Genomic DNA, 15,141 nt, shown 5'->3' on the forward strand with positions numbered 1-15,141 from the left:
GTTTCTATTATTTTCAATTAATTGTTTATACCTTGAGCTTCACAAATATCTCTAAACCATCCTTCTTCTTTTTTTAGTAGTTCGTCCCATGTTCCGGACTCTAAGATTTGGCCTTCGTCAATTAAATAAATGTAATCCGCATTTTTAATGGTGGATAATCGGTGTGCTATGATTAAGATGGTTTTTTCCCCGTGAAGATCGTCAATAGCTTTTAATATCTTTTTTTCATTTTCTGAATCTAAGTTGCTGGTTGCTTCGTCTAATATGAGTAAATTAGGTTTTCTTAGTAATGCACGTGCCAGTGCGAGCCGTTGTCTTTCTCCGCCAGATAATTTAACTCCACGATCTCCTATAACTGTGTTTATGCCTTCAGGGAGTTTTGAAACGAATTCATATGCAGCTGCCAGTTTCAATGCGTCGAGAATATCTTCTTCATTAGATTCAGGTTGGGATAAATTTAGGTTAAATTTTATGGTTTCATTGAATAGGAAGGTTTCTTGGGACACATATCCTATTTGACTTCTCCATGAACCGATACTAAATTTAGAAAGTGGAACGCTATCAACTGTTATTTTACCTTCAGAAGGTTGAATTAAACCCATTATAAGATCTGCTACTGTACTTTTGCCTGCACCTGATGGCCCTACAATTGCTATACTTTTTCCAACTGGTATCTCAAGATTTAAGTCTTTCATTAAAAAGTGTTCTTCATCTCTGTATGAAAATGATACATTTTCAAGATTAATAACCTTGTTTAACAATATTTGACACTCTTTACTATCTAAAAGATCAGTATTCTCAAGACATTGTTTTTCAAGATTCATTACATTGTTAAAGGCGGGTAACATGTTTATGAAGTATTGGTAGCTGCGTTGTATAGTTGAAAATTGTGGAATCATAACTACAAATAAGTAGATTAGTAAAAATAAACTTGCAGTTGGTAATTTAATTACTTCAATTAAAAACAGTACCATTATGGAAAGTACAATTACAGTTCCTATATCAAATAATAATTTAACATCTGCATAACTCTTGATGGCATCAAGGTAATTATTAGCTACTTTGTTACTTTGATTGGAGAAAATATTAATATTTTCTTCTTGCATACCGAAACTTTTGATAGTTTTCATACCATCCATGTGTTGCATGATGGAAGAGTATAGGTCTCTTGTAGTAGTAGTGATTTCATCACCACTATGTCTAGATTTTACAGCTCTTCTGCGAAGCACTAATAGAATGGTCACCCCTACAAGGAATATTATACCTGTGCCTATGCCTGCAATTTTCAGGGCGAAAATTATATAGACAATCAAAATCATTATACTAGCTAAGAATGTTAAAAATTGTCCAGTTCCTATGCTAATTCTTTCTATCTCATTGGTAAGAGCATGGGCAAAGTTTGAGGACTTCATCTTTGTGAAAAAAAGCCAATTTGAATTAGTAATAGCCTTGTAGAGACGTTTGCGCAATTGGGCTGCAAATTGATACTCAATATTGGAAGTCCCGAGTGTCTGCAATCTAGATAATATTGCAATGAAACTGATTACTAGCACATAAATAATCAGAACTGACAATAAAGTAGGTTGTACATTTATAATGGCGAAAAATTCGGATACAATTCCTGCAATCTGGCCAAGAGATCCTTGACTAACATTCAAACCAACCAATTGTAATAGAGGGACTAATAATAGTAAACTAATTCCTTGAAGAAGACTTATCAAAACCATCAGGAACAGAGAAATAGCTACCTTTTGAGGCATTAATTTTATAAGGTTTTTTGTGTAATGGCCTAAGAGACTTTTTTTAAAATTAAGAATAATTTTTCCAATCATGAATAATCCCTATTCTTATAATATTATTTTTTGATTAAATCTTTGAAAAAAATTTAATCTATGCCAAAATATGCTATTATTCCTCTTGAGTGGGTAGAAAGATTAATCTATCTTTATGAAAATTTTGATTTTATAAATTTAAATATATCTGAAGACAATTTTTTTATTGATCTAACTCTAATATTGGCACAAACTCATTTTCAGATTCCCCCAATACGATCTCATCACCGATTTCTAACCATGCATGAGCTTCAAATTCATCTCCTTTCATAACACCTATTTTAAGATTAGACCGATGATTATATCTTGAAAGTAGTATTTGACCGGTTATTGCTTGGGTAAGGCATGTGGCTCTAGGAATATATGGGGATACAACTCTTACAGACCATATAATATCTCCAATAGTTGAAGTTGCTTTGGAATTATTTGGAGGTATTGAAAATATTTTTGAAATCTTTTTACCCCTTGAAAATGATAACAAAGAAAGTGATAATCGAATGAAGATTGTCAAAATCAAGCTCTTAATAAACAAACTTTTCTTTTCTGATGATAATTTATAAAAACTATGTATTTTATTCATTAAATTTAACCAGCCCGTTATCTAAAAGCTCTTCTACTAATTCGAAAATATCATCCTTGCATCGGTTTTTATCTACATCGTATTCATTCCATATTACTTCGACAACATCATCTATTGTTTTAGGCTTTTGAATTAAGTTCCAAATTTTAGCCCCTATAGGATCTAATCCATAATAAACTCCATCCTTGAGGTTTAATATCGCAGCTTCACCATCGAGATCACATGAAACCACATCATCTGCTACAACTACACTAGAATATATTGATATTTTTGTCATATTTTTTCACTTTTTAATTATCTTAAAATATATTATGTTTGTGAATATATTAATTAATTTTTAAGTTTGTTTCATTAGAAGAATAAAAATAATTGATTATTTTTATTTTGTGATTTCTATCACATAGGATAGATAATTGAAAAGAAAACTTTATATTTAATCACTTTAGTAGTATTGTTATGTGAAAATCATAGGCGGATTAACCTAAAAATATATACGATTTTTTATAAAAATTTATTGCTCAAAAAATAATAAAAATAGGAGGGAAAAAAATAAAAAATTATAAACAAATTTTGCTTTTTGTTTTAGCCTTTGCATTTATAATCACTATCTGTGGAACGGCCTCAGCTGCCACACCACACCAAGTAACAACAATTAATTCTCATAATAATAGTTCAGTAATTTCAACATTGCAAACACATTCAAAAAAAGCTAAAAAAACAGTTTCAAAGGGAGATCCAATAATTACTGGAACAGTAACAGTTAAAGAATATGACCATAGTCCAAGAAATTTATTTAATGCTACAGTTACTGTAAATTCATTAAGTGGTAGAACTTTAGCTATCACTAATACAGATAAGAATGGATATTATTCTGTAAACTTTTACAGTACAGATCCACAATTTAGGGTTACTGCTAGGTATATGGGATGCGATCCGGTAACAAATACAGTGACTGTTACACCTAGTTCAAATCATGCTGACCCCAATTATTATGGTACATCCAACATTCAAATAACACCTAAACAAGCATGGTGGAATGGGAATCTTGGATATGGAAGTAATATTTATATAACGCATTATAATAATTATTATTTTGCGGGACAAATAAAAACGTCAGTAGATGGTACAACAAACGTTTATAATTCTTACTGTATAGATATATATACCAATATATACGCAAATGATAAATTACTAGTAAATGGGCCTTTACCAGGAACTACAGGAGATTTATCAAACAAAATAGATTGGGGAGCAGTTAATTACATTATCAATAAGTATAAACCTACTTCAAATCAGGAAGGTGGTGCTATACAGTCAGCTATATGGGCGCTAACCACAGTCCAATACCAGGATTACAATCAAAATACCGGTAGTGCATATTATCATTTTTTAACCGCCCCAAACGATGCAATTACTTCTGACGGTGGAACTGCTATACGAAACAGAGCTTTGGAAATTGTAAGTGACGCTTCAGCTCACTCTATGTCTTACCCTTCTACTATCAGCGTATCACCAAAAAATACAAGAATTGCCAATGGACAACCCGTAACTATAACCGCTACCATACTTGACAATCTAGGAAAACCATTTAAAGGTGCAACAGTTAACTTCCAAACCACAGGGGGAATACTGGACACCATTACAGGAATTACAGATTCAAATGGACAAGTATTTACCACATTATCCAACCTACCCATCGATAGCAGTGTAACCGTAACTGCGTCCTTAAGTGGAGATTATGGTAATTTATTATATGATAATATAAATGATCCAAGACAAAATTTAGTGGCCGAAAATATTTTATCTGAAATTGTCTCAGACATTTCAATTATAAATTCCGACGTTACAGCAAATGTAAAATTAAGTCAAACTGCAAACTCACCTGTTAATACCGGTGACCTTGTAACCTATACAGTTACTGCCGTGAATAACGGACCCAACACTGCCACAGGTATAATGATAAATGATTTTGTGCCAGCAGGACTAACCGGGGTTACAGTAACTCCATCGGAAGGTACTTCATATTATAACGGTGTTTGGGTTATTCCAACTCTTGATGAAGGTGCATCAGCAACTTTAATCATAACTGGAACCGCTAGTGCAAGCATGGCAGGAACTACCACTACAAACACTGCAATCAGAACATCACAGGATCAAAGCAATTCATTATCCGCAGTAACAAAATCAGGAGTATATACAAAAATTGTTGATGTTGCTGTTTCAAATGGTGGATGGTATTATCTCACAGCGGAGGACAAGTATCAGGATTCCTTTGTTGTGGGTAACACACCAGTTTTCATGTGGGGTGTAAGAAATTCAGCAATATATGACGAAGCCACAGGAGTTGTAGCAGAATACATTATACCAAAAGGTTTTGAATACGTTGGCAGCAGCACAAACGTTGGAACACTATCATACATATACAATAACATAAATAAACAAGGAATAATAACATGGAATATCGGATATATGCCCAAAGACGGTAGCGTAATGACTTATGTAACTCTAAGAGTTGCCAAAGTAGGAGATAAAACATCCGACCTAACCCCAATAGCTAAACTAAAACAAGTAGACCAAACAGATAATAACTCTTCAAATGACCAATCAACATTTCCAATAATTGGCCAAAACTGTGCAGACATCCAAGTAAATCAATCATACAACACAAACACAAACAACGGCAAACACTACGTGACCTATTACATAACAGTAAATAACAATGGACCAAGTAGCGCCACAGGAGTGCAAATAACAGACATATTACCTGCAGGATTAACATATATCAGCCACAGCACCTCAAACGATGACGGAACAACATGGAACGACAATGACCCAGCATACAACCCAGAAACCACAAACGGAATATGGAACATAGGAAACTTCAACTATGGAAGCCAAACAAAAATACTTGTAATAACCGCAGAAATCACAGCAACAGAAGGAACCATAATAAACACAGCCACAAGAACAGCCCGAAATGAAAAAGACCCAAACTACAACAACGACGCACAAACAACATACCTCACCATTTCAGGGATTTACAAGAAAATTGTTGATGTTGCTGTTTCAAATGGTGGATGGTATTATCTCACAGCGGAGGACAAGTATCAGGATTCCTTTGTTGTGGGTAACACACCAGTTTTCATGTGGGGTGTAAGAAATTCAGCAATATATGACGAAGCCACAGGAGTTGTAGCAGAATACATTATACCAAAAGGTTTTGAATACGTTGGCAGCAGCACAAACGTTGGAACACTATCATACATATACAATAACATAAATAAACAAGGAATAATAACATGGAATATCGGATATATGCCCAAAGACGGTAGCGTAATGACTTATGTAACTCTAAGAGTTGCCAAAGTAGGAGATAAAACATCCGACCTAACCCCAATAGCTAAACTAAAACAAGTAGACCAAACAGATAATAACTCTTCAAATGACCAATCAACATTTCCAATAATTGGCCAAAACTGTGCAGACATCCAAGTAAATCAATCATACAACACAAACACAAACAACGGCAAACACTACGTGACCTATTACATAACAGTAAATAACAATGGACCAAGTAGCGCCACAGGAGTGCAAATAACAGACATATTACCTGCAGGATTAACATATATCAGCCACAGCATCTCAAACGATGACGGAACAACATGGAACGACAATGACCCAGCATACAACCCAGAAACCACAAACGGAATATGGAACATAGGAAACTTCAACTATGGAAGCCAAACAAAAATACTTGTAATAACCGCAGAAATCACAGCAACAGAAGGAACCATAATAAACACAGCCACAAGAACAGCCCGAAATGAAAAAGACCCAAACTACAACAACGACGCACAAACAACATACCTCACCCTACCTTTGGAAGATTCTTCAGTTGCAACGTAAAAAGTCTAGAAATTTAAAAATCGGACAGATATTAAATTTCCGATTTTTTAACTTCTTTTTTTTGATGATAAAATTTATTAATTAGAATAATGATTTAATTGTATGAATTAATTGGTGCTTAAAAATGGATAGTGAAAACAAAATAGTTTATAAAAAACCTAAAGTTGAAATACACGGTAATATCAAAACCATTACAAAAAAAAGTGGCAGATATGATGATGGGGCTAAGCCCGCCTCTCATTAACTAAATTAATTTTTTTTTTATTTATACTCTCATTTAACCATAAATCAAGCAATGTAACTAACCATATATATCGATTAGAAACAATATCTCCCCTTCCGGAATTATATTCCTTGTAAAACTCTTTGATCATTTCTATGTCGACATATTCCTTAATCATGAGATTTTCATGGCAAAAAATCTTTTTTAAAATATTGTTCTCGAATAATAAAAGATTTTTTTCATATACTGGGTTAAAAAATTTTTTTAAAGGACGCCATTGAACCTCTTTAGGTAGAATATTATCCATTGCCATTCTCTGTATATACCTGTTCCAACCAAATCTGAATTTCATTTCTGTTGGTATTGCATAACTAAATTCTACTAATCTTTTATCAAAAAATGGATATCTAGGTTCAATAGAAAATTCTGAAACAATTTTATCTATCATTTCCATTGTGCTCTGGTTTGAAATATTATTAATGTCAAAATAATGGGCCTCTTTAGCAGTTTTAATTGTTTTATTTTGATTAAAATAGGAATTATTATTACATTCAAAATCTATTGATCTTACAAATTCTTTATTTAGAATAAAACATTTATTTTCAGACCGTTTCATTATTAAAAAAGGTACAATTTCATGATAAAAATTCTTCAGAAATATTGGAGTTAATGGTATAAGAACTTCTTTTATAATTAAATTAAAAATACCAATGTTAACGCGTTTTGAGTAACCATTTATTTCTCTTATCAACTTTTTCCACTGCATACTTGTAGCAAGATCTCTGAGGTAATTTTTTCCATGAGAAACAGTTTCATCACCACCATTACCACCTAAAACAATGCGTATATTATCTTCTTTCATTGTTTTGTACATATTACAAAGTATTGCCATATTGGGAGTATAGAAAGGCTGTTCTTGATGCCATAAAATGCTTTCAATTTTTTCCAATGGACTTATTTTATCACTGATAATTAATTGAGGATTAGCTTCACAAGCATCTGTAACACTTTTTATATAATAACTCTCATCAACCTGAGGAAAATCATTGAAAATCATTGAAAATGTATTAATATTTGTTAGGTTAGAATGAACATTTTTTGATATATCTTTGGCCATACATACTACCGATGAAGAATCCAAACCTCCGCTTAATTCAAATCCTATAGGAAATGCACTTCTTAAACGACATTGTATAGCCTCTGCAAATATATCCTGAAATCTTTGGATATATTCTTCATCGGAATCTAAAATTATTTGATGTAATGGGTCTAATTCCCAATATTTTTCCAATTGATTATGATTTTGACTGATGCGTAATGATCTTGCAGCTGTCAAACAGAAAATATTTTTATAAAATGTTAATTTTTTGTCTGTATCCTCTTGCATTAAATATAATGCTACCTTTAGTTCATTTAATTCATAAGGAACATCAGAAATGGTGAAAAGCGCCTTCATCTCAGTTGCAAAGAAAAATCCATCGTCTGACAAATGATAATAGAAAGGTTTAACACCCATATGATCCCTGGCACAGAATAATTGTTCTTTATCTGGATCCCAGATTGCAAATGCAAAATCTCCTAAAAGGTTTTCAGGACAAGATTCGCCCCATTTTTCATAGGCTCTGATGATAAACAGGCTGTCTGGCACGTTTTTATTATTTTCCATTTCTAAAAGTTCTGAAAGTTCTTTGCGGTTGTCAATCCTTGCATCTGCAGTAATTACAAGTCCTGTTTCGTCATCTATGAATGGTAATTCTTCTTGCAGGGATTCTGGTGTGGTATGTAACATTTGGTGACCAAATGCCACTGAGCCTTCAAACCATGTTTTTGATCCATCTAACCCCCTGTGGCTCAGTTGATCATTCATTTTTTTTATCATTTTGGAATCGACTGATCTTCCGTCACGATAAAAAATACCAGTTATAGCACTCATAATTTTTCACTCAAATCTTCCTCAACTATCATTATAACTTCTTGTATTTTTTCGAGAGAATCTGGTATTTCCAAAATGGATACATCTACATTTTTAAGAATTCTTTCACACTGAAAAAAATTATCTGGGAGTTCTGATTTTGAAAACATATGAATTCCAAAAGAATTTTTAACAAGTTCTAAAAAAGCTTCCGGAGATTTAAGATCAATAATTTTAGATTCTTTACCTCTCTGTAGAATATAAATCTTTTTTAGAGGTATTTTATTACTAGAAAAATTGTTCGGAACAGATGCATAGATTTTATCATTATTAATTTTTAATCTAGGTTTATCAACAGTGCAACCCATAAAATCCATTGATTTAGATGAAAGCCTTAAGCTGGGGAATCCTGGAGAAATAAGTGGAATTTCGTCTTTATCAACATCAACAGCTATGTAATCATCGGCTACAACCGGGTATCCGTTGTTGTAAAATGCCATGGCCGTTGTTGATTTTCCATAGCCACTGAAGCCGGAAAAAGCTATTGCAGAACCGTTTATATTAACTGAACTGGCGTGGAATACAAATAAACCTCTTAGAATTAAAAACGTAGCAAATACTGTTCCCAAAAGAAAATTCCTTAAAATTATTTTATCGACTTCAGACGAGGGATCTATCATGATTGAATCCTTATTTATTTTAAATTTACCTATTACGTCCCAAAATCTATATATAGCATTTTCTGTAACTTTATAACTTAACTCTTCGTTCAGTACATTCTCAATAGGCAAATCAACTTCACCTAAATAAATGGTAATGTCTGCATTTTCTGATTCTGATGGTGTTAATTCCGGTAAAGATATTGTAGAATGAATCTTTAGTCCAAATGCTTCGTATTTGAAGCTTAAATCATTTGATTTAACAGATGCCATATTAATAATTACTATTCAATATATTTAAAAATATTGTATTGTAAAAAAAATTAGAATTGAATTGTAATTATAGTAAATTTCACATTTTTAGTCCAAATATAATAATGATATTTCTAATCATGTGGATATAACTCCAAATAGACATATTTGTAAATACTGAAAGAATATTTGAATTCAAGTTTCAATTAGATAATGATTTTATCCAAATATTTAAGATTTAGGTCAAAAATATATAACTTAGAACCTGTTATATACTTTAAATGATTACTGATAGATAGAGGAACATCTATGAAAAACCCACTCCCTAAAGGCATTGTACTGATAATTCTGCTAACAGTTATATCCATGTTTTGTATAGTTTATTTTCCATTAAATAAATATCCGATTAATTTAGTTTCATACTTACTCCTAGGATTGTTTTTACCCGGTTACGCATTTATGGTAGCCACATATCCTCTGAAAAATGATTTGAGCATGTTCAAACGAATTTCAGGAAGTATCATTATAAGTGGTTTGTTAGCTCTTCTTTTATTATTGATATCCTATTATCAAATTATTGGAATCAGTTATTCAAGTGTATTCCTTTTAATTGGAATTTTGACTATTTTATTATCCATTGATGCTTTAGGAGGGAGTAGGCGAAATTCAAAAGAAGATAATTTTAAACCAAATGAAGAGATAGCGATTTATAATATTCATCATTCAATTAAAGACATTTCTATTGTTATATTTTTGACCTTGCTCTCTCTGGTTATTCTGTCAATACCCATAAAATACATGGGGAACTCTTTCATTTACATTTTAAAACCTGTTTTTAGCTATTTATTAATATTTATAGTTTCTGGCTACGCATTTTGGGCAGCATTAATCCCAAGAAAGCAACTTAAAGCTAAAAGATTACTTCTCACTTTGATCTTTGGAATAATGCTATTTATTGTATCTTACTTCCTATTAAAGTTCAACCCTTTAAAAGGACCTTCACTCGTTTTTACAAGCATATTATCAATATTTATAGGCTTAATGTGTATAATAACCATTTTGAGGAGAATAAATACTCCAAAAATAGAGAAATATCCAGGTAAAAAATATGATGTTAGTAAACAAGAAGTTGTATATGAAAAAGTAGAATCCAAAAGTCCAGCTAATGAAAAACTCATTAGAGATGATAAAAAGTTGGATATAATTTACAATGAGCAAGGATCTAGTAACTTTATTACTAACGAACATACTTTACAGGAAAGCCCTAAAATACGTTTTAAATCATTGGATCTGTTATTAATAGCTATTACAACTGTTATATCCATTATATATATTTTAAATCCAATATTAAACAATACTGTACTTGAACCTGTTCTGGGGATAATATTAATATTATTTTTACCAGGATATGCTATAATTTCAGTTATATTTCCAAAGAAAGATTATTTATATGGTATTGAGCGTTTAGCACTGAGTTTTGCTTTCCCATTAATTGGTTTAGCAATATTTATATTTTTAACTAATTCCGCAGCGGTTTTAATTAGTTTGAAATCATTATCAATCGTAATTTCCGTTTTTACAATTCTAATGGTTTTAATAGGATTTATCAGAAGGAGAAGAGTAGCAGATGATGATAGGTTCTATTTGAATTTTGGTGGATCAAAAACAAGGAAAATTCTTACGATAATTTTAATCCTGTCAATTATATTAGCTATTTCAACTGCTGTTTATATTATTTTCAAACCCAATCAGAATGGATCAACCAATTTCAACATTTTAAGTCCAGTAGGTAATGCATCGGTTTATCCTACGAATCTGACTGTTGGAGAAAATGGTACGGTAATATTAGGCATTGTAAATAATGAATCTAAAACTGTTGATTATCATCTAATTATTAACTCTAACGGTGTGGTTATAAGTGAACAGAATTTAACACTGACAAAAGGTGAAAATAAAGAGATTCCATATACTTTCACTGCAGGTTCTGTTGGTTATAAGAAAATTGAGTTTTTACTGTATAAAATGCCTGACAATACAAACATTTACAGATCACAGTATATTTATGTTAACATGGTTTAAAATAAATCTACTACTTATTAATACGAACTTTTATCGAATATTTATAGGATACTATTAATCTTGAATATAGGACAGAGGGCATCTAAATGAAAAATCCATTTCGTAAAGACATTATGCTGGTAATCATATTAACCATTGTATCTATTGTATCTATAATTTTATATCCTTTAACTAAATATCCACTTAATCTGGTTTCATATATACCTCTTGCATTGTTTTTACCAGGTTACGTATTTATAGCAACCAAATATCCTCTGAAAGATGATCTGGGGTTGTTGAAACGTATCATAGGGAGCATTATAATAAGTGTATTATTAACTCTTCTTTTAATATTAATAACCAATATTAAAATTCTGGGAATAAATTTAACAAGCGCAATCCTGTTAATTGGAATTTTTACAATATTATTATCATTCAATGCATTAAAAAAAGATACAACAATAAATGAAGATGATGATGTCAAAACAATTGATAAAACAAGTTTCATATCAAAGGATCTTTTATTGATATTTTTAACCACTTTACTGGCTATAATATTTATTGTAACTCCCAAATTGAATGAGACTTTTATAAGAACAATTTTAGGACTATTTTTAATACTTTTTATACCAGGTTACTCGTTAATAGCTGCATTGTTCCCTAAAAAAGATGATTTAAATGGTATTGAACGGGCTGCTTTAAGTTTCGGTTTGAGTATTGCAGTCACCCCATTAATAGGGTTAGCGCTTAACTACACACCATGGGGAATTAGATTAACTCCTATACTAATTTCACTCTCGGCCTTTACAATTATAATGGTATTAATTGCATATATCCGTAGAAGAAGCGTTCCAGAAGATGAAAAATTTTATGTGAACTTTGGTGGATTTTTTAGTTCAATTAAAGGAATGTTTAAGGGAGAATCTAAAACAAGTAGAATACTTTCAATAATATTAATCATTTCAATAATCTTAGCCATAGGAACTACAGCATATATAATTGTCAAACCTAAGCAGGGTGAAACATTTACAGAATTTTATCTTTTAGGCCCCGGAGGTAAAGCATCAGATTATCCGACTAATTTAACTGTTGGACAGAACGCATCGGTTATAATAGGTGTTGTAAACCATGAATACAAAACAGTTGATTACAACGTAGTTGTTACCTCAGATGGTGTGATTATGAGTGAACAGAATATAACATTAACAAATGGTAACAAAACGGAAATCCCATACAACTTCACCGTCAGTTCGACAGGCACAAAGAAAATTGAGTTCCTTCTCTACAAACTTCCAGATACTACAAATATATACAGATCCTTACATTTGTTTGTGAACGTAGTTTAAACTAGAACTATAAATGCAATATTTAAGCCTAAATCCGATGTTATAACACCGAAAATTATTATTAAGAATATTTGGTGTTTTCTAAAATGAACTTTGAAAAAATTGTAACGGCAATTCTAATTATTTTACTTGTAGTCGCAGTTTCATTTACTGTTTATAATAGTCAATCCTAATCATGGTGAAAAATTTACTGAGTTTTATATTTTAGGTGCAGGTGATATGGCAGGGAATTATCCGACCAATTTGAGTGTTAATGAAACTGCAAATGTTACAATTGGGATTGTTAACCATGAACATTCCACAGCAACATATAACATGATAACAACTTTAAACGGTACAATAATATCATATGAAAATTATACGCTGGTGAATAATGAAACCAAATTGATAAATTATTCATTCCAACCAATAATATCTGGTCATCAATCTTTAGAATTTAAACTCTATAAATTACCGGATAACAATACAGTTTATCGTTCACTATTACTGTATTTGAATGTGAATTAATAGTTAGTTATAACAAAACGTTATTTAAAACAGTAGTTTCTGTTAAAATCACGTATGAACATTTTTTTCGTGAAAAAAGTCACATATCTGTTAGGGAAGAATAGAAAATCATATATACTAGTAAAAAAAAACTATATGTTATGATATCTACAGTAACCACAACCACAACTACCGTAACTACGACTGAGGTTATGGCTTACAGTATTATCGCTGTAATTGCTTTAATAGCATTACTAGCCCTTAAAGAAGTATTAAGTTCAGAAACAGAGAATACTAACCTAAAATCCTTTGTTAAAGGATCAAATATTGCCATAGTACCATTATTATTAGTTTTTGTAGCTATTGTGGCATATAAGGTAGTAACAGTAATTTAAGGAGCCAGTAATTATGAAAAGCACTAGAAATTCGATAATATTGTTAGTTTTAATCGCTTTAATAGCGGTAGCGGTGAGCGGATGTACCAGTAATACCAATTCCACTAGTGTAAATCAATCATCTACTAAAGTCGCTTTTTTCAACAACGGATCTACTTGGTTCCATTTTAATGCAGTAATAGAAAACATGACATTGAAAAATGGCACAGTACAAAATTTCTATGTTGATGGATATATGAAACCAGGCGGTAATGTTACCCTTGATTTAAGCAGTATAGCAGGTTATGGAAATCAACAGTTACCTGCTGGAACAACAGTCAGAGTTATGGCTTGGAAAGGATTATTCAACCAAACAATAAATTCCACTACAAACTCAAGTACTATGGAATTAGTTATGCAGGGATGGTCAAAAACTTTAAATCCTACATCTAATGATACAGCATACAATGTTTCAGTACCAAATTTACCTGTTAATCAACTACCAGCAAACATCACAAACAGTACATTGATAATTGGTACCGACCCTGCATTGATTCAAGGATCTGGTAATAATTCAACTATGTTACCTATCTTCGAAGAAGAAATTTTTACAGTTGATGCAAACGGTAAAGTAACAATGGTCTTTGTAACACCGGCAACACTGTGTAACATCTTAGCTATATAATTAAATATTTCTTTTTTTTTTAGAAATTAAATAACTATCTATATATGAAAGTGATATTGTGGAAAAAAAAGTTAAAATAGGCATAATATTAATCATTGCCTCCGGTTTTCTAATATACGGAGCAGCAACTGGTAGTTTAATGAGTTATGCCTTTGATCAGATTAATTATAATTACACTGGCTTTGCATCAATACCCAACAATACTGTAAATGGAGGATCGCTTGGAGGACCTTATAATATTAATGGTAAAGGTCAAAAGTTTAAATTCACAGTTGCATTGAAGGGAGCTGAAAATTTTGAAGATCCATTATGTTATACTAAAGATGGATTAACAGCTGATGGTAAATTAGATACTATCAATGTAAACTCTAATACTATAATGGCCCTCATGAATAAAGACTTTAAAAAGGCAATGTTTGTAACGCCCTTAACCGGACATTTTAACATGTCCTGTGCTGCATGGACCGGATATGGTAACTTCACAAATAATGGAACAGACTTCCCCGGTAACTTTAAAATTGATGGAGCTGTGACAGATTGGGAGGGAACATTTAAATTTATTCCTGATGGTAATAAAATTGCAATTATAACTAGTTATATATGGTATCCTCATGGACAGAAAGCTACCGGGCCAATCCATAATGTAAACAAAACATATTATATGTAAAAATATTAATTTTCTAATTATTTTTTTATTTAATTCAATTCTTTTTTTAAGAAAATTATATCATTTTTAAGGGTTCTTCGTTAATTCTATATGGATATAATTACATAATAATAAGTTGAGATATGTGTAATATATTCAATTAGAATTAGTCAACTTTTATG

The 15,141-nt window shown here is 31.5% G+C and carries 12 protein-coding genes; 7 read left to right on the forward strand and 5 right to left on the reverse strand.

Going from position 1 to position 15,141, the window contains the following annotated elements; all coding sequences use genetic code 11:
* Positions 1-17: 17 nt before the first annotated feature.
* The 3 genes from DL91_RS07845 to DL91_RS07855 form a co-directional block, all read right to left on the reverse strand.
* Complete coding sequence (locus DL91_RS07845; protein ID WP_048190973.1) at positions 18-1,832, reverse strand: ABC transporter ATP-binding protein; 1,815 nt, start codon at positions 1,830-1,832, stop codon at positions 18-20.
* A gap of 163 nt (positions 1,833-1,995) precedes the next feature.
* The gene (locus tag DL91_RS07850) at positions 1,996-2,412 is read right to left on the reverse strand and encodes a lasso peptide biosynthesis B2 protein (RefSeq protein WP_048190974.1); all 417 of its coding nucleotides are present in this window, start codon (positions 2,410-2,412) and stop codon (positions 1,996-1,998) included.
* Entirely contained in the window at positions 2,405-2,644 is a 240-nt protein-coding gene (locus DL91_RS07855; protein ID WP_231551434.1) for a PqqD family peptide modification chaperone, read from the reverse strand. Before DL91_RS07855 ends, DL91_RS07850 begins: the two co-directional genes overlap by 8 nt.
* Before the next feature lie 338 nt (positions 2,645-2,982).
* Between DL91_RS07855 and DL91_RS07860 the strand changes: the two genes are divergently transcribed.
* Positions 2,983-6,318, forward strand: a complete 3,336-nt coding sequence (locus DL91_RS07860) for an Ig-like domain-containing protein (protein WP_048190976.1) — start codon at positions 2,983-2,985, stop codon at positions 6,316-6,318.
* A 224-nt stretch (positions 6,319-6,542) separates the two neighbouring features.
* On the opposite strand, the gene DL91_RS07865 is transcribed toward DL91_RS07860, so the two are convergent.
* Both DL91_RS07865 and DL91_RS07870 read right to left on the reverse strand, forming a co-directional pair.
* Positions 6,543-8,474: a lasso peptide isopeptide bond-forming cyclase gene (locus tag DL91_RS07865; protein ID WP_048190977.1), complete on the reverse strand. Its 1,932-nt coding sequence runs from the start codon at positions 8,472-8,474 to the stop codon at positions 6,543-6,545.
* The gene (locus DL91_RS07870; protein WP_048190978.1) at positions 8,471-9,385 is read right to left on the reverse strand and encodes a hypothetical protein; all 915 of its coding nucleotides are present in this window, start codon (positions 9,383-9,385) and stop codon (positions 8,471-8,473) included. Before DL91_RS07870 ends, DL91_RS07865 begins: the two co-directional genes overlap by 4 nt.
* Positions 9,386-9,673: 288 nt before the next feature.
* Between DL91_RS07870 and DL91_RS12935 the strand changes: the two genes are divergently transcribed.
* From DL91_RS12935 to DL91_RS07900, 6 genes are all read left to right on the forward strand, one after another.
* Complete coding sequence (locus DL91_RS12935) at positions 9,674-11,443, forward strand: DUF1616 domain-containing protein (protein WP_052374317.1); 1,770 nt, start codon at positions 9,674-9,676, stop codon at positions 11,441-11,443.
* Positions 11,444-11,529: 86 nt separating this feature from the next.
* Positions 11,530-12,768 carry a DUF1616 domain-containing protein gene (locus DL91_RS07880; protein ID WP_081882645.1) on the forward strand — a complete coding sequence of 413 codons (1,239 nt, stop codon included), beginning with the start codon at positions 11,530-11,532 and terminating at the stop codon, positions 12,766-12,768.
* A 201-nt stretch (positions 12,769-12,969) separates the two neighbouring features.
* Positions 12,970-13,275 (forward strand): DUF1616 domain-containing protein, encoded by a 306-nt coding sequence (locus DL91_RS07885; protein WP_231551498.1) that lies wholly within the window; start codon positions 12,970-12,972, stop codon positions 13,273-13,275.
* 140 nt (positions 13,276-13,415) lie between these two features.
* The gene (locus tag DL91_RS07890; RefSeq protein ID WP_048190979.1) at positions 13,416-13,649 is read left to right on the forward strand and encodes a hypothetical protein; all 234 of its coding nucleotides are present in this window, start codon (positions 13,416-13,418) and stop codon (positions 13,647-13,649) included.
* A gap of 13 nt (positions 13,650-13,662) precedes the next feature.
* On the forward strand, positions 13,663-14,313 hold the full coding sequence (locus DL91_RS07895) for a hypothetical protein (RefSeq protein ID WP_048190980.1): 651 nt from the start codon (positions 13,663-13,665) through the stop codon (positions 14,311-14,313).
* Between the two features lie 58 nt (positions 14,314-14,371).
* Positions 14,372-14,980, forward strand: a complete 609-nt coding sequence (locus tag DL91_RS07900; RefSeq protein WP_052374323.1) for a hypothetical protein — start codon at positions 14,372-14,374, stop codon at positions 14,978-14,980.
* Positions 14,981-15,141: the final 161 nt, after the last annotated feature.

It is taken from the genome of Methanobacterium sp. SMA-27 (assembly GCF_000744455.1).
Classification (GTDB): Archaea; Methanobacteriota; Methanobacteria; order Methanobacteriales; family Methanobacteriaceae; genus Methanobacterium_B.

Bases quoted from the DNA above. Each gene is read 5' to 3' on its own strand.
- DL91_RS07850 (WP_048190974.1), bottom strand. From the start codon at position 2,412: ATGAATAAAATACATAGTTTTTATAAATTATCATCAGAAAAGAAAAGT.
- DL91_RS07895 (WP_048190980.1), top strand. From the start codon at position 13,663: ATGAAAAGCACTAGAAATTCGATAATATTGTTAGTTTTAATCGCTTTA.
- DL91_RS07880 (WP_081882645.1), top strand. From the start codon at position 11,530: ATGAAAAATCCATTTCGTAAAGACATTATGCTGGTAATCATATTAACC.
- DL91_RS07865 (WP_048190977.1), bottom strand. From the start codon at position 8,474: ATGAGTGCTATAACTGGTATTTTTTATCGTGACGGAAGATCAGTCGAT.
- DL91_RS12935 (WP_052374317.1), top strand. From the start codon at position 9,674: ATGAAAAACCCACTCCCTAAAGGCATTGTACTGATAATTCTGCTAACA.
- DL91_RS07845 (WP_048190973.1), bottom strand. From the start codon at position 1,832: ATGATTGGAAAAATTATTCTTAATTTTAAAAAAAGTCTCTTAGGCCAT.
- DL91_RS07870 (WP_048190978.1), bottom strand. From the start codon at position 9,385: ATGGCATCTGTTAAATCAAATGATTTAAGCTTCAAATACGAAGCATTT.
- DL91_RS07890 (WP_048190979.1), top strand. From the start codon at position 13,416: ATGATATCTACAGTAACCACAACCACAACTACCGTAACTACGACTGAG.